This window comes from Shouchella lonarensis, from assembly GCF_900096965.1.
Classification (GTDB): Bacteria; Bacillota; Bacilli; order Bacillales; family Bacillaceae_D; genus Shouchella; species Shouchella lonarensis.
The window spans coordinates 22670-46582 of sequence record NZ_FMYM01000007.1; the positions used below are offsets into that span (position 1 = coordinate 22670).

The 23913-nt window shown below is 43.4% G+C and carries 19 protein-coding genes and 1 CRISPR repeat array; of the genes, 17 read left to right on the plus strand and 2 right to left on the minus strand.

Features of this window, described 5'->3' with window-relative positions; translation table 11 throughout:
- Positions 1-15: 15 nt before the first annotated feature.
- Positions 16-156, minus strand: a complete 141-nt coding sequence (locus BLT29_RS08260) for a YqzM family protein (protein ID WP_090775851.1) — start codon at positions 154-156, stop codon at positions 16-18.
- Positions 157-634: 478 nt separating this feature from the next.
- Positions 635-1666: a CRISPR direct-repeat array (repeat unit 32 nt; unit sequence GTCGCACCCTACTTGGGTGCGTGGATTGAAAT).
- Between the two features lie 85 nt (positions 1667-1751).
- Between BLT29_RS08260 and holA the strand changes: the two genes are divergently transcribed.
- The 7 genes from holA to BLT29_RS08295 all read left to right on the plus strand — a co-directional run bounded on the left by holA (position 1752) and on the right by BLT29_RS08295 (position 11337).
- Complete coding sequence (gene holA, locus BLT29_RS08265; RefSeq protein WP_090775852.1) at positions 1752-2780, plus strand: DNA polymerase III subunit delta; 1029 nt, start codon at positions 1752-1754, stop codon at positions 2778-2780.
- Between the two features lie 477 nt (positions 2781-3257).
- Positions 3258-4385: an acyl-CoA dehydrogenase family protein gene (locus BLT29_RS08270; protein WP_090775853.1), complete on the plus strand. Its 1128-nt coding sequence runs from the start codon at positions 3258-3260 to the stop codon at positions 4383-4385.
- Between the two features lie 12 nt (positions 4386-4397).
- The gene (locus BLT29_RS08275) at positions 4398-5462 is read left to right on the plus strand and encodes an acyl-CoA dehydrogenase family protein (RefSeq protein ID WP_090775854.1); all 1065 of its coding nucleotides are present in this window, start codon (positions 4398-4400) and stop codon (positions 5460-5462) included.
- Positions 5463-5477: 15 nt separating this feature from the next.
- The gene (locus BLT29_RS08280) at positions 5478-8825 is read left to right on the plus strand and encodes an amino acid adenylation domain-containing protein (protein WP_090775855.1); all 3348 of its coding nucleotides are present in this window, start codon (positions 5478-5480) and stop codon (positions 8823-8825) included.
- Between the two features lies 1 nt (position 8826).
- On the plus strand, positions 8827-9819 hold the full coding sequence (locus BLT29_RS08285) for a proline dehydrogenase family protein (RefSeq protein ID WP_090775856.1): 993 nt from the start codon (positions 8827-8829) through the stop codon (positions 9817-9819).
- A gap of 88 nt (positions 9820-9907) precedes the next feature.
- On the plus strand, positions 9908-10828 hold the full coding sequence (locus tag BLT29_RS08290; RefSeq protein ID WP_090775857.1) for a DMT family transporter: 921 nt from the start codon (positions 9908-9910) through the stop codon (positions 10826-10828).
- A gap of 161 nt (positions 10829-10989) precedes the next feature.
- On the plus strand, positions 10990-11337 hold the full coding sequence (locus BLT29_RS08295) for a hypothetical protein (RefSeq protein ID WP_090775858.1): 348 nt from the start codon (positions 10990-10992) through the stop codon (positions 11335-11337).
- A gap of 109 nt (positions 11338-11446) precedes the next feature.
- On the opposite strand, the gene rpsT is transcribed toward BLT29_RS08295, so the two are convergent.
- On the minus strand, positions 11447-11716 hold the full coding sequence (gene rpsT / locus BLT29_RS08300) for a 30S ribosomal protein S20 (protein ID WP_090775859.1): 270 nt from the start codon (positions 11714-11716) through the stop codon (positions 11447-11449).
- A 199-nt stretch (positions 11717-11915) separates the two neighbouring features.
- Here rpsT and gpr point away from each other — a divergent pair, with 199 nt between their 5' ends.
- The 10 genes from gpr to prmA all read left to right on the plus strand — a co-directional run bounded on the left by gpr (position 11916) and on the right by prmA (position 23912).
- Positions 11916-13025: a GPR endopeptidase gene (gene gpr / locus BLT29_RS08305; RefSeq protein ID WP_090775860.1), complete on the plus strand. Its 1110-nt coding sequence runs from the start codon at positions 11916-11918 to the stop codon at positions 13023-13025.
- 198 nt (positions 13026-13223) lie between these two features.
- Positions 13224-14360 (plus strand): stage II sporulation protein P, encoded by a 1137-nt coding sequence (locus BLT29_RS08310; protein ID WP_245701178.1) that lies wholly within the window; start codon positions 13224-13226, stop codon positions 14358-14360.
- Positions 14360-14680 (plus strand): hypothetical protein, encoded by a 321-nt coding sequence (locus tag BLT29_RS08315; RefSeq protein ID WP_090775861.1) that lies wholly within the window; start codon positions 14360-14362, stop codon positions 14678-14680. Before BLT29_RS08310 ends, BLT29_RS08315 begins: the two co-directional genes overlap by 1 nt.
- Positions 14681-14824: 144 nt before the next feature.
- Positions 14825-16648, plus strand: coding sequence for a translation elongation factor 4 (gene lepA, locus BLT29_RS08320; RefSeq protein WP_090775862.1), 1824 nt, complete (start codon positions 14825-14827; stop codon positions 16646-16648).
- Between the two features lie 71 nt (positions 16649-16719).
- Positions 16720-17874, plus strand: a complete 1155-nt coding sequence (gene hemW, locus BLT29_RS08325) for a radical SAM family heme chaperone HemW (protein WP_090775863.1) — start codon at positions 16720-16722, stop codon at positions 17872-17874.
- A 106-nt stretch (positions 17875-17980) separates the two neighbouring features.
- Positions 17981-19006 carry a heat-inducible transcriptional repressor HrcA gene (hrcA, locus tag BLT29_RS08330; RefSeq protein WP_090775864.1) on the plus strand — a complete coding sequence of 342 codons (1026 nt, stop codon included), beginning with the start codon at positions 17981-17983 and terminating at the stop codon, positions 19004-19006.
- A gap of 90 nt (positions 19007-19096) precedes the next feature.
- Complete coding sequence (gene grpE / locus BLT29_RS08335; RefSeq protein WP_090775865.1) at positions 19097-19687, plus strand: nucleotide exchange factor GrpE; 591 nt, start codon at positions 19097-19099, stop codon at positions 19685-19687.
- Positions 19688-19714: 27 nt separating this feature from the next.
- Positions 19715-21565: a molecular chaperone DnaK gene (gene dnaK, locus BLT29_RS08340; RefSeq protein ID WP_090775866.1), complete on the plus strand. Its 1851-nt coding sequence runs from the start codon at positions 19715-19717 to the stop codon at positions 21563-21565.
- A gap of 166 nt (positions 21566-21731) precedes the next feature.
- Positions 21732-22853: a molecular chaperone DnaJ gene (gene dnaJ, locus BLT29_RS08345; protein ID WP_090775867.1), complete on the plus strand. Its 1122-nt coding sequence runs from the start codon at positions 21732-21734 to the stop codon at positions 22851-22853.
- Positions 22854-22970: 117 nt separating this feature from the next.
- Positions 22971-23912 carry a 50S ribosomal protein L11 methyltransferase gene (gene prmA, locus BLT29_RS08350; protein ID WP_090775868.1) on the plus strand — a complete coding sequence of 314 codons (942 nt, stop codon included), beginning with the start codon at positions 22971-22973 and terminating at the stop codon, positions 23910-23912.
- The last annotated feature ends 1 nt before the right edge of the window (position 23913 follow it).

Consider the following 23913-nt stretch of genomic DNA (forward strand, 5'->3'; position numbering starts at 1 on the left):
TGTACAATCCATTCTTTATTTAAAGTAGCTTGCCACGTCGACAACGTTGGCGATAATGAAAATAAGCGCAAAGAATGAAAAGGAGACGACAAAGCCAAGGACAGATGGAACAAAGTCATTTGATTTATCCTGGACGTCTTTTTCAAATTCGTTCATGTCACATTCCTCCTTCTTTCGTTGAAAACATTATGTTATGTAATACGCCAATTACTTATAGTATAGCCCAATTATGCGCAAATGAAAAGAGATGATCTGCAAATGCACAATATCGTGCACGTTGCATACGATGTTAGCAAGGCATCCCGCTTTTAGAAAGAGCACCTAGGATCTTGCTAAAAGCGTTTATTTATAGATGTCTGTATAACGAGGGCGCACGCTTGATGGTGCGCCCTTGTTTTAATTCGAGGAGTTAAGTTACAATGAATGTATACAGGCGTCATGTTTGGGAGGGGCAGTCAATTTCTGGTGCGAACCCGAGGTGCACATGAAATCCCTGGGGGGTTCGCACCACGAAATAGGTGTATTTGTGGATAATTTAGTGATGTTACCAAGATTTTTCCTGTTATGTCGTGACATTTAAAGTGTCTTAGTCCAAAAAAAGGTATTTATTGCGCTTTTTTAGGGCTAAATCGCTGTCGCACCCTACTTGGGTGCGTGGATTGAAATTTTTAATATTTTTAAAACGTACCGAAACGGGCGCGGTCGCACCCTACTTGGGTGCGTGGATTGAAATGCAATCCGAAAGCTATACATTCTTTATTGGCGCCAGTCGCACCCTACTTGGGTGCGTGGATTGAAATCCTTCGTGTCATCCTCTTTTAATACATCCTCAACGGTCGCACCCTACTTGGGTGCGTGGATTGAAATAAATAACGGAGGTAACAACGAATGGCAAAACGATCGTCGCACCCTACTTGGGTGCGTGGATTGAAATGTCCAACGGCTTAAAATGCTACGGGAAGAAAAAGGTCGCACCCTACTTGGGTGCGTGGATTGAAATATCAAGTTAATCATTTTTTCCAGTTGTCCATTTTGTCGCACCCTACTTGGGTGCGTGGATTGAAATATGTAATCTCCTCAATTTCGACCACCAAACATATCGTCGCACCCTACTTGGGTGCGTGGATTGAAATCATCTATCCAAGGCATTATAAGCCCCTCCTTTGGTCGCACCCTACTTGGGTGCGTGGATTGAAATGCTTTCAATAGCAGTAGTACATGCAACTGAAAAGTACGTCGCACCCTACTTGGGTGCGTGGATTGAAATTTGTTTGAATGGTGGGACAAGCTAAAATTGTTGTGTCGCACCCTACTTGGGTGCGTGGATTGAAATGGTAAGCGATTTTAGTTTGGTCGAGAGAAGCCATGTCGCACCCTACTTGGGTGCGTGGATTGAAATCTTGCCACTCGTATTTCTTTTCAAAGGACATCGGAGTCGCACCCTACTTGGGTGCGTGGATTGAAATAGCAGTCTTTCGATTTCTGACCAAACATAATTTTCGTCGCACCCTACTTGGGTGCGTGGATTGAAATTACTCTTTCAATCGCTTTTTCGTGTAATTGTCGGTCGCACCCTACTTGGGTGCGTGGATTGAAATCCCTGTTGTTGTCCATCTTAATTGTACCTTGGAGATGTCGCACCCTACTTGGGTGCGTGGATTGAAATTTTGTGCTCCCTTGATGAATCTTTGGACTATTTTACATAATGTATACGACAGATAGAGAAAAATAAACGAATAGGGGAAGAGATCATGAAGCTATTAAAAGAAATGAGACAAACGGGACCAGAACCCATCTACTTGCTGCATGGAACCGAAACATTTTTAGTGGAGCAATTTTTACAAGCAGTACGCGAAGTATTGTTTCAAGGTGAAGATAGCAGCATGAATGTGGTGTCATTGCGGCTTGCAGATATGCCGCTGCATGAAGTGGTCGAGGAGGCACGAACGTTACCCTTCTTTGCAGAGAAAAAGCTTGTCATTGTTCATGACTTTTACATCGTCACAAGTCAAAAAGTGACGACACCGTTTGAGCATGATGTATCAGTGTTTGAGGCGTATATGTCTTCCCCAACGCCAGGAGTGACGCTTGTACTTATTGCGCCGTATGAAAAATTAGACGATCGAAAGAAGATAACGAAGTGCTTAAAAAAAGGTGCTGCGCTTGAAAATGTAAACCCACTGTCAGAACAAGGTGTACATGCATGGATACAACAGCAATTACAGACACAAGACATGGAAATTGAAGCGGAAGCCATTTCACAATTGTTTCGACGTGTCGGTACAAACTTGACGTTGCTTGACCAAGAACTGAAAAAATGTGCACTTTATGTTTGTGAATCGGGCACAATCACATCGGGAACAGTCGCAGAACTTGTCGCTGAAACGGTTGAGCAAAGCGTTTTTACATTAGTCGAACATGTCGTAAATGGTCGCACGGGTGAGGCGGTTGCGCTATATGCACAACTGCTTAAACAAAAAGAAGAACCACTCGTCATTTTAACGTTGCTTGCGCGGCAGTTTCGGATCTTTTTTCAAGTGAAGATACGACTCGCGCAAGGGTATACACAAAAAGATATTGCTTCACAATTGAAGTTGCATCCATACGTGGTGAAGTTAGCCATACCGCACGCAAAATCAATGTCGCGCGAGGTTTGTGCAAAGGCATTAACACTCATTGCTGATACCGATTATGCGATTAAAACAGGGAAACAAGAAAAAAGGATTGCAGTTGAGTGGGTATTATTACAAATTGGGGACCTACAAGCAATGACGGTTTGAGTTGTATATTAATGTCGCGTGTGTTCTGAAATATGATCCTATGTAAGTGCAATATTTTTGCATTGATAGGGTCATTTTTTGTATAAATGGATCTTTCATTCAACTACTTGTTATTGTTGGAAACGGAATGATAACCTATTCATCAGTCATTCTTATTACATATATCGACCTATTTTCTTTTATTATGACAGCTCAAAAAGTTGTTCATTAGTGCGATAGCGTGATAGGAATACGTTTTGAAAATACATTAACAAAAACTTAAAAAATGATTGTCGAAATGTGACTATTTTTTATTGTTGACGGAATGAATGTTGCTGTTTATGATAATGAACAAGAACAGAACGTAAAGATTTGACTGTTCGAATGGGTCGTTTGTAATAGACATATTTTGTGTAATTGGACAACGTTGTCCCCAAATCGAGCGTGGATAAAAGGTTTATGTGTGATATTCTGTAATTTGAACAGGGGAGATCATCAATGAGCGTACTATTCAGCGAGGAACAGATGTGTTTTCGACAAGAGTTGAAAGACTTTTTTAGCAGTCAATCTATTCAAGAGAAATTGATCGAAGTGAGAAAAAACAAAGACTATGATCCCCGAGAAATTTACGAGGAAATGGGGAAGAGAGGCTATTTAGCAGCGAATTGGTCTGCTCAATATGGCGGTTTAGGGAAATCATGGATGGAGACAGCAATTGTAGCTGAAGAAATGTCTTTACACGGGATACCTGAAGCACTTCAAGTCATCTCCATTCAAATTGTCGGGAATTTGCTTTGGTTGGAAGCGACCGAGCAACAAAAAAAGCGGTATTTACCTCTTTTAGCGAAAGGTGAGGCATATGCAAGTGTGCTATATACTGAACCGCAGGCAGGATCGGATTTAGGTTCTCTTGAGACGTATGCGGAGCCACTCGGTGATCATCGTTATGCCATTTATGGGACGAAAGTTTATAGTATGAAGACGCATTTAAGTGATTATGGATTATGTGCTGCACGTACGACTACAGGTAAATCTAAATATGATGGCATGACGCTTTTTATGGTTCCTTTATTTGGTGAAGGAGTGGATGTTCGTCCGATTCCAAGTATGGGAGACGAATCTTTTTATGAAGTCACTTTAAATGGTGCCACTGTCACTGAGGCAGAGATCATTGGAGAGAAAGACCACGGTTGGTCGTTAATTAATAAAGCGTTAGCAGTTGAACGAACAGGTTTAGATTATTATATACGTGCATTACGTTGGTTGAATTTGTTGCCTGAATTCTCTCAGACTCATTGTAAGATCGCCCGTGTAGAACAAACAAAATTAGCAAGTAAAGTTGAAAATGCGCGCTTGTTGACGTATCGTGTGTTGCGTCAATTAGATGAAAGTGGCGAAGTTGATGAGAAGTTGACGTTGATTTCAAAGTGGTATGCGAGTGAGTTAGCAAATGAGGTCGTCGATTTTGGGATGAAGACAGGCGGATTTGCCAGTACATTACGTGATGCTGAAAAAGAAAGTTTAGAAGCGGCTTACCGAGAAGCCCCGGGATTAACCATTTCTGCGGGTAGTTCGGAAATGATGATGGAAGCGCTCACACAACTGGTGCTAATTTCAAAAGAATAAGGAAGTGAAAAGATGCAGTTTGTCGCTGATCCGCTAATGGAAGAATTGCAAAAGGCAATGCGTTTCACTTTAAGTCAAACGCAGCAAGATGGTAAGTGGGAGGATTTGATTCAAAAAGGGTTGCTTGGGTTTGAAGTCCCAGTCGAGCAGGGGGGATACGGCTTTGGGATGAAGGCAACAGTTGCTGGCTGTGAAGAATTAGGTACATTTGGTTGCACATCATTATGTATCGATTGGATGACAGCAATAGATGCTGTGAAGACGTTGAAGCCAACGCTGGATGGTAATTTATTATCTTCTGCAATGGATGGTCGAACGAAAGTAGGCTTTCAACTTGTTTCCGACTCACGTATGCAAGTGAAACATACAGAAAAAACCCCCGTGCTTCATGGAAGTGGACACTTCATGCACACCCCTAACATGGATGGATGGGTAATAGCAGCAAAACAAAATGAGATGTGGCTCATTGCTTATATGCCTGCTGGCAGCTTTAAAAATTTGCGCGAGCGACATAACATTGCCGATGTTGATGCAAAAGAAATGGACTTGCTTGAAGCAATCATTGATCAAAAATATTTGTTAGCGGAAGTTGCAGCGCATGATGAGCAATGGCAGCAGCTATTTAGTCGTCTTTATTTGAGACAGTCTGCCTACTTGTTAGGACTAGCAAAAGGTGCACATAAAGAAGCAGTGAGATATGCAAATATGAGAAAGCAATTTGATAAAAGGTTGATTGAGAATCAAGTGGTCAGTAATCAACTGGCACACATGTATGGCGAGATAGAAGCAATTTCTACAAAGCTCTCGTACACAGCATGGCTCCATGATTCAGACGCGTCATTGACCGAGCGTGTCCTATACGCAACCGAACTGCTTGCGAGTGTCGGAGAACTCGTGTTGCAAGTAACAAAAAAATGCCTTCATCTTCACGGGGCATACGGACTAACAGCGCGTGCGCCAATTCAAAAATATTATCGACTAGCGGCTTTTGAAGCAGTACGATTAGGGACACCCGTTTCTTTATGGATGGATGCAAACGAGATGCGGACACGTCATTCAATCGTCAATCATTTGTAAAGAGGGGGAGTTGCCATGTTCTTATCGGATCAAATTGTCAAGTTACCAGAAGAAAAGCGGGGACGCTTATTAAATTGGATGAAAGAAGCAATGGCTCAAACCTCTCCACAGGAACGATGGGTCAAGCGTTTACAACAGTGGCCAGCAATAGACATTCCAGAAGTATATAAAGTGAAGGACGAGCGCACCGAGATGCAGCTGCGTGACTTCCGGAAAGAGATTTCTGCCACGTCTTTTGTGCAGATGCAAGCGTGGGCTCGCCAACAAAATGTGGAGATCGCACAAGTTCTTCTAGCATGTTTACAGACAATGTTGGTATATGTGACAGGAGAGGAAAACGTTGCGCTCAGTGTGCAAAAAGAAGAGAAAGTCGTTTTGTTTCCAACCAATTGCTCAAATGACCGATCGTTCTCAGAGAAGCTTGTGCAATTAAATGAAGGATGGAACGATGCGTGCACTGATACGATTGAAATGGCGCAATTGAAGAGCCTTTGCGACCAAATAAAAAAGGACTCCTTAGGCGTCGTCTGTCAAACAAATTTGGTAAAAAAAATAACGTGGATGCCTGACACATTTTTCTGGGATATCGGCTTTTCCTTCAGTATAGGTGTTGTGCCTGAAGTGGTTGTCCAGTATCGGTCTACTCGCTACTCAGAACATACGATTCGTCAATTAGTAAGTTGTTTAGAGGTTGTCATTGAAAAGGTAGTGGCAAGCCCTAGCCAACGATTATCTGCGTGCTGTTTATTAGATGAAGTGTCGTATGAACAGTTGACCGAGGTGTGGCCAGTAGGTCCCAACAGAGAAGTGCCAGCGAATCACCTTGTACAGCAATGGTTAAAAACAGCACAGCAATATGCGGATCGCCCCGCCCTGACGATGGAAGATGAACAATTGACGTATCGTGAGGTAGAGATGAAAGCATTGCAATTGGCGCACTACTTTCAAACGAGGGGTGTTTCAAAAGGAGACCGCATCGGAATTTATTTGCCACGCTCTGTAGATATGGTTGTGGCTGTATTAAGCACGCTCATCGTTGGCGGGACGTACGTTCCTTTAGATCCGACTTATCCTAAAGATCGGTTACATTATATGATCAATGATGCCCATGTAACGTATTTAGTGACAGAAAGCACTTTACCTACTTTAGAAAGCAACGGGGTCACAATTGTGTCGTTAGATTTGGAAGCGGATGACATTGCATCTTCATTAACTGAACCGATGACAACAGAGATTCTCCCGACTGATTGGGCATATATCATTTACACATCGGGGAGTACAGGAGAGCCAAAGGGCGTGCCAATTTGTCATCGTTCGGTTGTGAACTTTATTTATTCAATTACGGAAAATTATGAGATGACGAAAGAGGATCGCATTCTCCAATTTGCATCTTTAAGTTTTGACGTATCGGTGTTTGATATCTTTTCTGCGTTGCTCAATGGGGCAGAGCTTGTGATTGCGAGTGACATGGACCGGCGCATCCCGCAACAATTAGCTGACCTTATGATGCAGCGCCAAGTGACAGTAGCAGAATTGCCACCAGCCATATTGCCGTTATTAGATGCTAAAAAGCTCCCTCATTTGCGGTTAATTTCTGTCGGAGGAGAAATGTTTCCCGGGAAATTAGTAGAAAATTGGGCAACGCCAACGAGAAGGTTCATGAATGGATATGGTCCGACAGAAACGACTGTCGCTGTCACCGTGTTTGAATGTAGCGGATCGTGGGCAAAAACACCGCCGATTGGTAGACCGATTGCAAATCATCAAGCATACGTGTTGAATGAACATGCGCAACCAGTACCGATTGGCTCCCCTGGGGAACTATGCATCTCAGGTGTGGGGTTGTCAGACGGTTATCTGAATGCACCTGACAAAACAGCGGAGCGGTTTATTGATCACCCGTTTCAAGTTGGTGCGCGTTTGTACCGAACTGGCGACTTGGTCAGGTGGCTCCCGGACGGGAATTTAGAGATATTAGGGAGAACGGACCGACAAGTAAAAATCCGCGGATTCCGAATTGAGTTAGGAGAAATTGAGTCGGTTTTACTAGATCACCCAGCTATATTGGAGGTAGCAGTTGATGTAATTCAAACGAAGGAAGACGATAAGTATATTGCTGCATATGTGATCCTTGATCCACACGTTGAACCGGATCCTACTGCTTATCGAGCGTTTTTAGAGGCACACTTGCCAAAACATATGGTTCCTACAAAATGGGTTCAGGTAAAAGAAATCCCACTGACACCAAACGGCAAGTTAGATAGACAAGCGCTCTCAGTGAAACAAGAAGGAACCGTGTTGGAATCTCATGAAGCATTTACTGAACCAGTCTCGGAAACAGAAGCAAAGATCGCAAAAGAGGTATTTGCGTTTTTACTTGACTTACCACGTGCAGGGACGGAAGACAACTTCTTTGACTTGGGAGGAAATTCCTTGCAAGCAACCAAAGTGGTGTCGCTCGTAAAAGACTTATTTGGTGTCGAGATTGGTCTCATCGAATTTTTTCAGAAGCCGACAGTAAAAGGCTTGTCGCAATTAGTGACGGCGCACCAAACGGTTAAGGATCAAAAACGGTCTGATCTTTTACAAATGATTGATCAGATGCAAGCGGGCGAACCACGCTTTTTGAAAATTGATAAGCAGACGAATCCACGTTTTCGACTCGTTTGTTTCCATTATGCAGGTGGAAGTTCGTATGTTTTTAAGCAATGGCAGCAACATGTTGCACCAGAAGGAGAAGTCATTTTGGTGGAACTGCCAGGACATGGTGTACGGATTCAGGAACCATGTTTAGAAAGCGCCGAGGAAATCGCAGCACAGCTTGTACCTGAGTTAACACCTCTATTTGATGTACCTGTAGCTTTGTTAGGTCATAGCATGGGCGCATTGGTTGCGTTTGAAACGAGTTGCCAGTTAGTAAAAAAAGACTTGATCCCAGCGCATTTATTTGTTGCAGCAAGTAGAGCGCCGCAACGACCACCGAAAACGGGCATTAGTCAGTTTCGAGATGATATTGCATTTTTAAATGCATTGAAACAGTTTGGTGGGTTACCCGAAGAGGTCATGACGAACCATGATTTATTACAAGTGATGATTCCAGCGATAAGAGCAGACGTAAAAGTGTCTGAAACGTACTCATTTCATGGAGAGCAGCAGTTAAATGTGCCATTTTCTATCTTCGGGGCAACTACGGACCACTTAACAGAAGAAGAGTTACGCGCTTGGGGTGAATTGACAACAGCTTCTGTGGATGTACAAATGTTTGACGGAGATCATTTTTTTCTTCAACAACAGGAACAAAAGATGGCTACGTTTGTTGCGAATAAGGTTATCAACCAATTGAAAGTGAAAGGGGAATCATGATATGCCGCTTAATGTGTTAGCAACTGGGGAGCAAGAAAACACGAAAGAAGCGCAAGCGTTATTGAAGAAAATTGCCCGTGATCCAGAGGCGAAAAAAAAGATTCAAACGACGCCAGCGTTGTATGACTCTCTGCTTGTTGCTGCAAAAAGATATATTTCCGGGGAAAAGCGGGAAGAGGGAATAGAGAAAGCGAAGCAGCTCGTTTCCGACGGTTATCGTGTGTCATTGGAGCTGTTGGGCGAAGACATGACTGAGGCGTCACAATGCATTGACGCGAAAGAGGAATTTTGTGCACTGATCCGGGAGATCGGTAAGCACCCTGAATTAAGTGGGGCGGTTGTTTCTTTTGATTTGTCTCAAATCGGTTTGTTGGTCGATCAAATGTTAACGGAGCAGCATCTACTTGAGATGGCACGCTTGGCAAAAGAAAATCAAAGTGTTTTAATGATTAGTATGGAGAATTCTCGTGCAACAGATACAATTTTAGCGCTTTACGGTAAGGCAGCGTCATTGTTTCCTGAAAACGTTGGCATCACCATTCAAGCATATTTAAAGCGGACACCAGAAGACTTGCAGCAATTGTTACAATATCCCGGGAAAATCCGCATTGTCAAAGGGGTATACAATGAGCCGGCAGAAATTAGTATCCCGCGCTCAGATCGCTTGAATGAACGATTTGTGGAATTGGTGACCCGTGCTGTGGATGCCGAGCACAAAATATCGATTGCGACACATGATGAGCATATTCTCAGTAAGTTGGAGGAGCAAGGTTACTTGACATGTGATCATGTAGAGGTAGAGATGTTGTATGGTGTGAGACCAAATCTTTTAAAATCTCTTAAAGAACAAGGTTGCAATGCCCGTGTGTATGTGACTTATGGAATGGATTGGCACCTGCACTTCTTTCATCGGTTAGCGGAATATCCACCGAATGTGTATGCCGCACTCGAAGATATGTTTAATCCAGCACGTGTGGAGGAAAATTTTTATTAAACGAAACCCCTGTTAATCAAAAAATAGATTAGCAGGGGATTATCGTTGGCGAATGTTGCATGAGATGAATTAAAAAGGGGATGTTTGTTTGTCTATTTGGTTACGTATGGTTTTGGTGGCACTTTTTTGGGCTGGTTTATATCCGATTGGACATATCACCGTTGACGCGATTCATCCAATTGTCGTTGCTTTTTACCGTTTTTTATTGACATCACTTTGTCTTGTTCCATTATTAATGATGTCCAAAAAAGATTCTTGGAAGATTCAAAAGCAAGAGTGGGTGCCTCTCCTCCTTTTAGGACTGACAGGAATCTTTTTATACAATGGGCTGTTCTTTATGGGACTGCAAGCGGCAGGAGCGGTAAAATCGGCGGTCATTATTGCGTTTATCCCGATCGTGACGTCGATTTTGGCAAGAATCTTTTATAAAGATGTATTTACACCCAAGAAAATAATCGGGATTTTGCTGTCTCTTGCAGGTGTGATTCTTGTTGTAACAGAAGGAAACTTGATGAGCATTTTTCAATTGACTCCGGGAGATATATGGCTATTAAGCGCTGTCGTTGTTTTCTCTGTTTACGCATTGTTAGGGAAAAGATTTATGATCACGATGAGTCCATTGAAAACGACAACGTATGCGACTGTGTTTGGCACGATTTTGTTTGTTCCACTTGTGCTATGGATTGGACTCCCAGCAGTGACGGGGATTACGATGATGCAATGGTCTGCGCTATTATACATGGCTTTCTTTGCGACAGTAATCGCTTTTGTTTGGTGGAATAAAGGTGTGGCAGAGTTAGGTCCAGGGACGACAGCGATTTTTCTAAATTTAGTGCCCGTCTTTACGTTGTTTCTCTCACTTTTTTTTGGAGACACAATTTACTGGGTGCACGTGGTCGGGACAATATTGGTTTTTGCCGGGGTTCGGTTGACAACACAACAACAAGCGGCCAAGAAGGCATCACCTTCACCACCTACATCTGTTGTAGGGAAAAGAAATATTCAATAACTGCACCTCACTTACTCTTTTCTGTCAGGAGATGATAAAAAAAGCTCTTTTATTAACATTAACTAAAAAATAGTTTACTTATTTATATCTTAATGTTAATATGAAGGTGAGAATGTGGTTTGACACTACATTTATCATCACTGAAAAAGGAGCGGCTGTGTATGAAGAACATAAAGGTCTTAGCAATGTTGACGATGATGTTTTCTGCAATTTGCACTTTAGGTAGTACTTCAGAAGTGGGGGCAATGTCGATGCAGACGATCAAGGAGCAATCAGAAACACAGAATATTACTGCCCCGCGATCGATTATGCATCGGGAGACACGGTATTATTCCACTTTTATGTACCCGAATGAGTGGAGCATTCCTTTTTCGATTTATGTTACGGAGTATAAGCACCAGTACATGAAATCGTATTCTGGTTCAATATCCCGTGGGCATACGTACCAATTAGGTAGTCAGTGGGTAGTAGAATATTGGGGCACTTTGTATTGTAATAACTGTTGGTAAAACAATATTGACATAGATTTTCTTATCCCTCCTTAGTCTAAGGAGGGATATTTTGTGACCACAATAAAAAAAGACCATGAGACTGTGTGTCCATGATCTTCAACGAGTCTTATTCAGCAGTCAAACCGTTTAACTTTTTCGCTAGGCGAGATTTTTGACGGGATGCGGCATTTTTATGGATAAGACCTTTTGTTGCGCTTTTATCAAGTTTTTTCGTTGCAACAGTAAATGTTGTTTTTGCTTCTTCAACATTCCCAGCTTCAACGGCAACTTCAAAGTTTTTTACTGCAGTACGAAGCGCTGATTTTTGTGACATATTTTGCATCCGACGCTTTTCGTTTGTTTTCACACGTTTAATTGCAGATTTAATGTTTGGCATTTGTTTCACCTCCTGGGTAAATGGCGCGGTCAATTTCGCACCGTTCACGAACACTAGTACATCAACGTACGACAATCTGCATTTTACCAAATCTACGCGGTAAATGCAATACACTGAGGGAAATAACCTTCGATGCAATGATACATGTTTTTCTCTGTTGGTGGGACGATAAATGTAGCGAACGGATAAGGAGCGATCAATCATGGCAAATATCGATTTAAAAGCTTATCAAATTCGAACTGATTTAGCGTTAGAGGCGCAAGAGATGGTGCAGGAAACGGATCGTGCAACAGGCGCAAAGGAAACAAATGATGTAAATGTTGAAGAAGAGACGATAGAAGGTGTGAAATTAACGCGGGTGACAATTGGGAAATCGGGTGCAGAACGGTTACAAAAACCAGCGGGTCATTACTTGACGTTAGAAGCGCAAGGGATAAGAAAACAGGATACACCATTACAAGAAAACATCGAACGCGTTTTTGCGCGTCAATTTGCGAAATTTTTAAGTGAGGCAGGCATTGCAAAGGATGCCACTTGTCTAGTCGTTGGTCTTGGGAATTGGAATGTAACGCCAGACGCGCTCGGACCAATGGTGGTCGAAGATTTGCTTGTGACGCGTCATTTATTTAAATTGGCACCGGAGGAAGTCGAAGAAGGGTACCGCCCTGTCAGTGCGTTGACGCCTGGCGTGATGGGAATTACCGGGATTGAGACGAGTGATGTCGTGTTTGGGGTCGTAAAAGAAACAAAACCGGATTTTGTGATTGTCATTGATGCACTCGCAGCTCGCTCGCTTGATCGTGTCAATACAACCATTCAAATTGCTGATACGGGCATTCACCCAGGAAGTGGGGTTGGGAATAACCGAAAAGCAATGAACAAAGAAACATTGGGCGTGCCAGTCATTGCGATTGGTATTCCGACCGTCGTTGATGCGGTGACAATTACGTCTGATGCGATTGATTACGTATTGAAGCATTTAGGACGAGAAATGAAGGAAGGAGACCAGCCGGCGAAACGGCTTGCACCAGCAGGGATGACATTTGGTGAGAAGCGGACTTTAACAGAAGAAGATTTACCTGACGAGAAAGAACGATCAGCCATTTTAGGCATGGTAGGGACATTAGAAGAAACAGAAAAACGTCAGTTAATTCGGGAAGTGTTGGCGCCACTTGGGCATAACTTGATGGTTACGCCAAAGGAAATTGATGTATTTATTGAAGACATGGCGCATGTCGTTGCCGGTGGGTTAAATGCGGCGTTGCATGGAAAAATTGATCAAGAGAATGTTGGGGCGTATACACGATAATACAGAAAGCGGAATTCAGTCACCGGAGGTCAGAGTCCTTAGATCTTGTGGCTGCGTCCCTGATCATAAAACTAAATATTTTATACATCTTCACTTCTGTCCTCATGCTTTTGTAAGGGGGGCAGATTTTTTTGTTCTAAAAGTGTGACTGGTACATACGTATAGCAAGAAGAAGGACAAGTAGAGGGGGTGTGACCTTTGCGTCATGGCATGCGCTTTGTGACAGTATTGGTCATTGCAATGATGACGTTATTTTTATGTACAAGCATGATTGTAGCATTAGGACCACAACATTATTTGTCCTCAAGTGCGTTAAAGAATTGGACAAGCGGATTAAAAGGAGAACATTTCTTACAATGGATGAGCACAGAAAACCGCATGTTTGCTCATGGATTGCCTGAAGAAGCAGAGACGTTGTCGCTTGGACAAGTGTTATTCCAAATGACAACCAGCATTAATACAGATGATCCACGGAGCCTACTTGGACGAGAATTGCCTGGTTTTTCATTATTTGATACGAAGATTCATATAGCGGGTGAAGGAACAGATTATACAAATTTACCAATTGAATCACCGCCACCAGATGATTTATTGGCATCTGATCGTGAAGCGACGAAACAAGCGTTGGAAAAAAAGAAAGCATTAGAGGAGGAAGGGAAAAACAAAGCATCACTTGATCAAGAGACGCCAACCGTATATATTGGTGCATCACACACGTATGAGTCTTTTTTCCCAGAATTAGAGCTTGATGATGGAACAGTTGCTGATAATGCGACACACCGGGAAATTAATATTACGATGACTGCCGAACGATTAAAGCAAGCATTGGCAAAGCATGGCATCGCTGCACAAGTAGAACAACAAGATGTGCAAGCAACACTTGTAGAACGTGGATTAAATTACCGCGAATCTTATAATGTTGCAAGAGAGTTTATTCAAGCGGCGAAAGAAGAAAATAAGGAACTTCATTTCTTTTTTGATCTGCATCGTGATTCCGTTGGGCGTGAAATGACAACGACAGAAATAAATGGCGACACGTACGCGCGCACCTTTTTCGTTGTCGGGACAAATTATGCTGATTATGCACCAAATTTAGCGGTGGCAGAATCGCTACACAATATGTTAGAAGAACAGTATCCAACGTTAAGCAGAGGTGTGTTTACAAAGGGCGGTGCGAATACAAATGGAAAGTTCAACCAAGACCTTGCGGAAAATTCAATTTTGATGGAAGTTGGCGGGGTTGATAATTCGTTAGAAGAGACGTATCGAGCAGTCGAGGCAGTAGCGGAAGTGTTTGCAGAGTATTACGCGCAGCAATTTGAGGGGGGCTCATAGTGGGGAAGTGGTTGAAACGGCTGGGGGGAATGATACTCATTTCCATGATCGGAGTGATGTTAGGGGTGCAGTGGATGAGTGAACAATATGGTTTATCGCAACCTGAACCGCTGCAATTGGCAGACAAAGGAGAAAAACATTCGTCTAAAACGACAGAAAGAAAAAAAGAATCGGAACGCCCACATGTACCGCAAACAGAAGGTGTCACAAACGTGGTGTCTGAGTTAGGGCAAGTGACTGCCAAAGGATCGCAGTCAGTAGTGAGAAGTGGGTTAGAGCGTATTGTTGGAGCGATCCAAAAAGGATTGTCGAAGGAATAGAAAAGAGATCATGAGCCATTACTGCGCCCTCCACATACACGACAATTTGCTAGAAAAACTGATCGCTTATTGAAGCTTGCGTTTCACCTTGCTATAATAGAAAATAGTGTCTATGTACGTTATTTTAGGGGTGAGCGAAGTAAGATGAATAATGAGCAGCGGGTCGCGCGGCAATCGAGAATCCGAAACTTTTCGATTATCGCTCACATTGACCATGGAAAATCCACACTTGCCGACCGTATTTTGGAGCGGACAGGTGCATTAACAGACAGAGAAATGAAAGACCAAACGCTTGATGCAATGGATTTAGAACGCGAGCGTGGGATTACAATTAAATTAAATGCTGTTCAGCTGCAGTATCAAGCAAAAGACGGAGAGACGTATATTTTCCATTTAATTGATACGCCTGGGCATGTCGATTTTACGTATGAGGTTTCACGTAGTTTGGCAGCATGCGAAGGGGCGCTATTAATTGTGGATAGTGCGCAAGGAATTGAAGCGCAAACGTTAGCAAATGTGTATTTGGCGCTTGATAATGAACTAGAAATTTTGCCAGTCATTAATAAAATTGATTTGCCAAGTGCGGAGCCTGAACGAGTAAAACGGGAAGTTGAAGAGGTCATCGGTTTAGATGCGTCTGATGCAGTGCTTGCGTCCGCGAAGAATGGCATTGGCATCGAAGAAATATTGGAGCAAGTTGTCCAAAAAGTGCCTGCGCCACAAGGGGACCCAGAAGCGCCACTAAAAGCATTAATTTTTGACTCTTTATATGATCCCTATCGTGGTGTAGTTGCCTACATTCGGATTGTGGATGGTACGGTGCGCCCAGGACAAAAGATTAAAATGATGCAAACAGGCAAAGTCTTTGAAGTGAGTGAAGTCGGTGTGTTCACACCAAAAGTGGTCAAATGTGATGAATTGACCGTCGGTGATGTAGGTTTTTTAACAGCAGCGATTAAAAATGTCGGCGATTCACGTGTCGGTGATACCATTACAAGTGCTGTTGGTGGTGCAACAGCGCCGTTGCCGGGGTATCGTCGGATGAATCCAATGGTTTATTGTGGACTTTATCCAATTGATACAAATGAATACAATGACTTACGTGAAGCACTGGAGCGATTAGAATTAAATGATGCATCCTTGCAATATGAACCGGAAACATCGCAAGCATTAGGATTTGGCTTCCGTTGTGGGTTTTTAGGATTGTTGCACATGGAGATTATTCAAGAGCGAATTGAGCGCGAGTTTAATATCTCTTTAATTACGACAGCGCCATCGGTGATTTATCATGTCACATTAACCGATGGAGAGGATGTCAAAATTGATAACCCGTCTAATATGCCTGACGCACAAAAGATTGATCATATTGAAGAGCCGTATGTCAAGTCAACGGTCATGGTGCCAAACGATTACGTCGGCGCGGTGATGGAACTTTGTCAAAAGAAACGCGGTGTCTTTGTTGATATGCAATATTTAGACGAGTTACGGGTACAAATTATATATGATATCCCGCTATCTGAAATTGTGTACGACTTTTTTGATCAGTTGAAGTCGAATACAAAAGGGTATGCATCTTTTGACTATGAATTAATTGGATACCGGACATCGAAACTCGTCAAAATGGATATTTTATTAAACGGGGAAAAGGTAGACGCCCTTTCAATTATTGTGCACCGTGATTCAGCTTATGACCGTGGGAAAGCGATTGTTGAGAAATTAAAAGAACTGATCCCACGTCAACAGTTTGAAGTACCAGTTCAAGCAAGTATTGGCACAAAAATTATTGCGCGTTCCACAATTAAAGCGATGCGAAAAAATGTCCTCGCAAAGTGCTATGGTGGCGACATTTCTCGAAAGCGAAAGCTACTTGAAAAACAAAAAGAAGGAAAAAAGCGAATGAAAGCGGTCGGGAATGTTGAAGTACCACAAGAGGCTTTTATGGCTGTGTTACGAATGGACGAAGATTAAAAGAAATAGGGCGCGCTATGACAAAAATGTGTTGTAGAGGCGCTCCTTTCATGCTGAGAGGAGAATGTTTATTGGGTCAATCTATCTATGTCCATATCCCATTTTGTGCGCATATTTGTCACTACTGTGACTTTAATAAAGTGTTTTTAGAAAATCAGCCGGTAGAGGCATATTTGGATGCGCTCATTGAAGAAATGCGTGTACTGCGTGAGCGACAAGGAGACGTTCCGGTAAGAACAGTTTATATTGGTGGTGGTACACCAACGGCTTTAACGAGTTTCCAGCTTGCACGTTTGCTTGAGAAGATGCATATGTTGTTTTCTGTACAGGGTGTTGAGGAATGGACAGTAGAGGTAAACCCTGATAGCGCTGATCGTGAGAAGCTGGCTGTGTTGCATGAATATGGGGTGAATCGCTTGAGCATTGGCGCCCAAACGTTTACACCGGCATTATTGCAAGAAATAGGGCGCTCACATTCTCCAGAAAGTGTGAAACGAGCAGTGGAAACGGCAAGAAGTGTCGGGTTTACGAATGTGTCACTCGATCTTATGTTGGGTTTGCCGAACCAAACGGAAGCGGACTTTTCCGACTCACTTGAGCAAGCGCTCGCTCTTGGCGTTGAGCACATTTCTGCCTATGCGTTAAAAGTGGAGCCAAAGACAATATTTTTTAACCGCCAGAAAAAAGGTACACTCCCTTTGCCGCCAGAAGAGACAGATGTTGCGATGTATCATGAGCTGCAACGGAAAACACGTGCCGCAGGATTGGTGCAGTATGAAATTAGTAATTTTGGTAAAAGTGGATATGAAAGCAAGCATAACCTCGTTTATTGGCATAATGAGGAATATGACGGGGTTGGTGCGGGTGCTTCTGGTTATGAGCAAGGTGTTCGTTACCAAAATATTGCCCCGATCCAGCAATATATCGATGCCGTGTGGGAAAAGGGCGTGCCGCGTTTACAGACGCATCGTGTCACACGAGTAGAAAAGTTAGAAGAGGCTGCTTTTCTCGGTTTGCGCAAACGCGAAGGCATTTGTAAAGCAGATTTTGCGCAGGCGTACGGTGAGCCATTTACAACGCTTTTTAGGGAGCCAGTAGCGACTGGCATTCAAAAAGGATTACTTGAAGAAACGCATAGCCACATCCGATTAAGTGAGGATGGTTTACTGTTAGGGAATGAAGTTTTCTCTTTATTCATTGCTTCTTTAGAGGACGTAGATGAATAAATTAAAATTTAAGTGCGTTTTTCAATTGACAAATTATGAGCTATTTGATAGTGTAACAGTAGTATTAGCACTCAAGTGTTGCGAGTGCTAACAGGGAGGTGTGACGATGTTAACAGAGAGACAATTGTTGATTTTACATGCAATTGTGGATGATTATGTGCGCTCGGCTGAACCAGTTGGATCGCGGAGTGTTTCAAAACGTGAAGATATCCCTTTTAGTCCAGCAACGATTCGAAATGAAATGGCGGATTTAGAAGAACTTGGCTTTTTGGAAAAACCACATAGCTCTGCTGGGCGCGTCCCCTCTCAGCAAGGATACCGTTATTATGTGGATCATATGAAGTTACCACATCGCTTAACAACGGTGGAAAAAGCAGGGTTATCACGTTTAGCCTCGGCGCAATTACAAGCAACAGAAGAAGTGTTTGAAGCGTCTGCTCGAATTTTGTCTGAGATGACAAGTTATGTGTCCGTCGTGCTCAGTCCAGAAACGTTAAAGGAAAAGTTGTGCAATATTCAAATTGTGCCAATGAACGACCAGCAAGCTGTTGTCATTCTTGTCAGTCAAACGGGGCATGTGGAAAATCGTCTCGTTCATATTGATGAAATGGTTACACCAGCTGATTTAGAGCGCACAGTCAATTTATTAAATGAACGGCTTGTCGGGACACCACTGTTGATGTTGCAAGACAAAATTACAATAGAGCTAGCTGACTTGTTTAAACGTCATGTAGGCAACTATCAGCACGTCATGAGCATGCTAAAGCAACTTACTTCCCGTCATCAACCAGAGAAAATGTTTTTCTCTGGAAAAACAAACTTGATGACGCAACCGGAGTTTCAAGACTTAGGTAAAATTCGACTTGTGTATAACACGTTTGAAGAAGAGACGAGGCTATCTCAATGGCTACGATCGCAACAAACAGACGGATTGCGTGTGTCCATAGGGGAAGAAAATGAACTTGAAGCTTTCTCGTCATGTAGCATTGTCATGGCTTCTTATACTGTGGATGGTTATGATGTCGGTACGATTGGTGTGATTGGTCCAACCCGGATGGAATACCGGCGGATGATGACCGTTGTCGATGTGCTCGCGCAAGATTTATCAAAACGCTTGTCGCGTTTACAGTAGCAACAAAAGAATGATCGCGTATATGCAACAGTCTTCACTGTTGCTGTACATAAATGAATAAAGTGAAGTCGTTATGGGAGGTGAACGATCGTGGTTGAGAAGCATGATGATCACGTTGCGCATAGTGAACAAGAAGACCAAGAAGTTCCCGCGCAAGAAGAGGTAGAAAAAGAAATGCCTGAGTCTGAGACAACGGCGTCTTCTGAACAATTTGATGAAGAAAATGAAGAAACGCCTGAGGCGGATCCGCGAGACACGGCACTCACTGAAATGGAAGAACGTCTCGCCCGTGTTCGCGCTGACTTTGAAAATTTCAAACGTCGTTCTAGAGCGGAGAAAGAGGCAGCTGCGAAATATCAGTCACAAAATCTTGTTGAAAAATTATTGCCCGTACTAGATAACTTTGAGCGTGCGTTAATGGTTGAACCACAACATGAAGAAACAAAGCAGTTACTTCAAGGAATGGAGATGGTCTATCGCCAGTTAGAGACAGCATTGCAAAATGAAGGTGTGCAAGTCATACAGGCGACAGGTGAGCTGTTTGACCCCCATCTTCACCAAGCAGTGATGCAAGTGGAAGAAGAAGGGTATGAACAAAATCAAATCGTAGAAGAGCTTCAAAAAGGCTATCAGTTGAAAGACCGCGTCATTCGACATTCAATGGTGAAAGTGAACGCATAAGTCTACTTTATTAAGGAGGAAAAGAAAATGAGTAAAATTATTGGTATTGATTTAGGTACAACCAACTCATGTGTTGCAGTGATGGAAGGTGGGGAAGCAACAGTTATTCCAAATCCAGAAGGAAACCGCACGACCCCATCTGTCGTTGCATTTAAAGATGGCGAGCGTCTCGTAGGTGAGGTCGCAAAGCGTCAAGCAATTACAAACCCGAATACGATTATGTCAATTAAACGGTACATGGGTACAGATCATAAAGTAGAAGTGGATGGTAAGAGCTATTCTCCGCAAGAAATATCGGCGATTATTTTACAAAAACTAAAATCAGATGCAGAAGCATACCTTGGTGAAACAGTCACAAAGGCGGTTATTACTGTACCAGCATATTTCAATGACTCACAACGTCAAGCAACAAAAGATGCTGGTAAAATTGCTGGTCTTGAAGTCGATCGGATTGTCAATGAGCCGACAGCTGCTGCACTGGCGTATGGTCTTGAAAAAGAGGAAGACCAAACGATTCTCGTCTATGACCTCGGTGGCGGCACATTCGACGTTTCGATCCTTGAGCTTGGCGATGGCTTCTTTGAAGTAAAAGCAACATCCGGTGATAACAAACTTGGTGGAGATGATTTTGATGAAGTGATCATTAATCATCTCGTGGCAGAGTTTAAAAAGGACAATGGCATTGACTTGTCTCAAGACAAAATGGCGATGCAACGCTTGAAAGATTCTGCGGAAAAAGCGAAAAAAGACCTTTCTGGCGTGACACAAACACAAATTTCACTCCCGTTCATTACAGCAGATGCAACAGGTCCGAAGCACCTTGAGTTGACACTGACACGGGCAAAATTTGAAGAGTTGTCCGCAGACCTTGTTGAGCGTACACTTGAGCCAACGCGCCGTGCATTATCAGATGCAGACATGTCCGCATCTGACATTGATAAGGTTGTCCTTGTTGGTGGATCAACGCGTATTCCAGCTGTACAAGAAGCAATTAAGCGCCTGACTGGCAAAGATGCGCATAAAGGGGTTAACCCAGATGAAGTGGTTGCACTTGGTGCGGCTGTGCAAGCAGGGGTATTAACAGGAGATGTAAAAGACGTTGTATTACTTGATGTGACGCCACTTTCACTTGGAATTGAAACAATGGGCGCCGTGTTTACAAAGTTAATCGAGCGCAATACAACGATTCCAACGTCGAAGTCACAAGTATTCTCAACTGCAGCAGACAATCAGCCGTCTGTGGATATTCACGTCCTGCAAGGTGAACGTCAAATGGCTGCCGATAATAAAACGCTTGGCCGCTTCCAATTGACAGATATCCCACCAGCACCACGTGGTGTACCACAAATCGAAGTGACATTCGACATTGATGCGAACGGGATTGTCAATGTTAAAGCGAAAGACCTTGGTACAAACAAAGAACAATCCATCACGATTACATCGTCTTCAGGTCTTTCTGATGAAGAGATTGATAAAATGGTGAAAGACGCTGAAGCGAACGCGGAAGAAGATAAAGCCCGTCGCGAAAAAGTTGAATTACGTAATGAAGCAGACCAGCTTGTCTTTGCGACAGAGAAAACGTTAAAAGACCTCGGTGACAACGTCGATGCTGCTGAGAAAGAGAAAGCAGAAGCAGCAAAAGAAAAAGTGAAAGCAGCACTTGAAGCGGACAACACAGACGACATTAAAGCTGCAAAAGATGAACTACAAGAGATCGTTACGGCTTTAACAACAAAAATGTATGAGCAAGCCGCACAAGCAGCCCAAGCACAGCAAGGTGCTGAAGGTGCTGAAGGTGAAGCTGGTGCTGATGCGAACCAAGATGATACCGTTGTTGATGCAGAATACGAAGAAGTAAAAGAAGACGAGAAGAAGTAAGCACGCACGATGAACGTAAAAGTCAAAGTCAGGTTAATGGCTTTGGCTTTTTTCACGAAAGTAGCAACAGGCGGTTGCCAGCACGTAAGCGGTGGTGGTAAGATGAACGTTATGTGAGCAATTGTGATGTACGTTTAGCGTCGTGATTAGTCGGGAGGGAAAGCGTTTGAGTAAGCGAGATTATTATGATGTACTTGGCGTTGGCAAAAATGCGTCAGAAGCGGATGTGAAAAAAGCTTATCGTCAACTGGCACGGAAATATCATCCGGACGTGAACAAAGAAGCGGATGCTGAGACAAAATTTAAAGAGGTAAAAGAAGCGTATGATACGTTAAGTGACCCACAGAAAAAAGCGCATTATGATCAGTTCGGGCATACAGATCCTAACCAAGGATTTGGCGGTGCTGGTGGTGCTGGTGACTTTGGCGGATTCAATGATATTTTTGATATGTTCTTTGGCGGTTCAGGTGGTGGAAGACGGAACCCGAACGCCGCACGTAAAGGCAATGACTTACAATATACAATGACATTAACATTTAAGGAAGCGATTTTCGGTAAAGAAACCGAGATTGAGATTCCGCGTGAAGAAACGTGTGAAACATGTAGTGGTTCAGGGGCAAAGCCGGGGACAAAACCAGAGACGTGTACACAATGTAAGGGGGCTGGACAATTAAATGTCGAGCAAAACACCCCATTCGGTCGTGTTGTCAATCGCCGTGTATGTAATCATTGTGGAGGCACCGGCAAAACGATTAAAGAGAAGTGTACGACATGTCATGGCAAAGGAAAAGTACGTAAACGGAAAAAGATTAGCGTGAAAGTGCCGGCAGGGATTGATAACGGTCAACAGCTACGTGTCAGTGGTCAAGGAGAAAGTGGATCAAATGGGGGTCCAGCTGGTGACCTATACGTCGTTTTCCAAGTAAAACCGCACGAGTTTTTTGAACGTGACGGGGAAGATATTTATTGTGAAGTGCCACTCACGTTCCCGCAAGCGGCATTAGGCGATGAAATTGAAGTGCCAACATTAACAGGTAAAGTGAAGCTGAAAATTCCAGCAGGTACACAAACAGGTACTAGCTTCCGTTTACGCGGAAAAGGCGCACCAAATGTGCATGGGCGAGGACAAGGCGATCAGCATGTACAAGTGCGTGTCGTTGTTCCAAAAAGCTTGACTGAAGATGAGAAAGAATTGTTGCGTGAGTTTGCCGGGATGCGTGGAGGCAGACCGGATGAGCAGAACGATGGATTTTTTGATAAATTACGCCGCGCGTTTAGAGGAGAATGACACGATCCAGAAGTTGGAAGTCAGTCGCCGGATGTCGGAAGAAACATTGACTCCGGCGCAAGCTGTTTTCTGGCTTTTCCTCAGTCCCCGTAAGCTTTCGGAAAGGTGGAGACAATCATGAAGTGGGCAGAGTTCCGTATTCATACAACCCAAGAGGCGGTTGAATCCGTCTCAAATCTTTTGCATGAGTCAGGTGCGGCAGGTGTGGCAATTGAAGACCCACAAGATTTAGTGACCGAATGGGCTAATCAGTATGGCGAAGTGTATGAACTATCTCCGGCTGATTATCCAACAGAAGGTGTGATGGTGAAAGCCTATTTTCCAATGGGGGATGACTTTACCGAGATGATTGTCCGTGTTGAGGCGGACATTAGGCAACTAGCAACGTATGAGATTGACCTGGGCGCAGCTGAGATGAGTTATGTTGAAGTCGATGAAAAAGATTGGGCAACAGCATGGAAAGCATACTATCATCCGGTTCAAGTGACCGAGCGATTAACGATTGTGCCAACGTGGGAAACATATACACCAAACGCGAATGAAACAGTGATTGAGCTCGACCCTGGGATGGCGTTCGGAACAGGCACACATCCTACCACAATCCTTTCGCTGCAAGCATTAGAAAAAACGATTCAGCGAGGGCACAACGTAATTGATGTTGGGACAGGGTCGGGTGTGCTCGCGATTGCTGCAAGTAAGCTAGGGGCAGAGACGGTGCTTGCGCTTGATTTGGATGAAGTTGCTGTCGAGAGCGCAAAAGCGAATGTGGCGTTAAACGAGCTGCCTACACCTGTGACGGTACGGAAAAATCATTTACTCGAAGGGATCTCTGAAAATACTTGCGACGTGATTGTTGCCAACATTTTAGCGGAAGTGATTGTATCATTTACCGAAAATGCGTATCGTGTGCTAAAGCCAGGGGGAACCTTTTTAACGTCGGGGATTATTACGCGGAAGAAAGAAGAAGTGACAACAGCACTTGAAAAAGCTGGCTTTTTCATTGATGAAGTGACGGAAATGGATGACTGGATCGCGGTTAGGGCGATCCGGAAAGGGTGAC

Excerpts from the sequence above, each read along its gene's own strand:
- BLT29_RS08260 (WP_090775851.1), bottom strand. The coding sequence starts at position 156 with ATGAACGAATTTGAAAAAGACGTCCAGGATAAATCAAATGACTTTGTT.
- holA (WP_090775852.1), top strand. The coding sequence starts at position 1,752 with ATGAAGCTATTAAAAGAAATGAGACAAACGGGACCAGAACCCATCTAC.
- BLT29_RS08270 (WP_090775853.1), top strand. The coding sequence starts at position 3,258 with ATGAGCGTACTATTCAGCGAGGAACAGATGTGTTTTCGACAAGAGTTG.
- BLT29_RS08275 (WP_090775854.1), top strand. The coding sequence starts at position 4,398 with ATGCAGTTTGTCGCTGATCCGCTAATGGAAGAATTGCAAAAGGCAATG.
- BLT29_RS08280 (WP_090775855.1), top strand. The coding sequence starts at position 5,478 with ATGTTCTTATCGGATCAAATTGTCAAGTTACCAGAAGAAAAGCGGGGA.
- BLT29_RS08285 (WP_090775856.1), top strand. The coding sequence starts at position 8,827 with ATGCCGCTTAATGTGTTAGCAACTGGGGAGCAAGAAAACACGAAAGAA.
- BLT29_RS08295 (WP_090775858.1), top strand. The coding sequence starts at position 10,990 with ATGAAGAACATAAAGGTCTTAGCAATGTTGACGATGATGTTTTCTGCA.
- rpsT (WP_090775859.1), bottom strand. The coding sequence starts at position 11,716 with ATGCCAAACATTAAATCTGCAATTAAACGTGTGAAAACAAACGAAAAG.
- lepA (WP_090775862.1), top strand. The coding sequence starts at position 14,825 with ATGAATAATGAGCAGCGGGTCGCGCGGCAATCGAGAATCCGAAACTTT.
- hrcA (WP_090775864.1), top strand. The coding sequence starts at position 17,981 with ATGTTAACAGAGAGACAATTGTTGATTTTACATGCAATTGTGGATGAT.
- dnaK (WP_090775866.1), top strand. The coding sequence starts at position 19,715 with ATGAGTAAAATTATTGGTATTGATTTAGGTACAACCAACTCATGTGTT.
- prmA (WP_090775868.1), top strand. The coding sequence starts at position 22,971 with ATGAAGTGGGCAGAGTTCCGTATTCATACAACCCAAGAGGCGGTTGAA.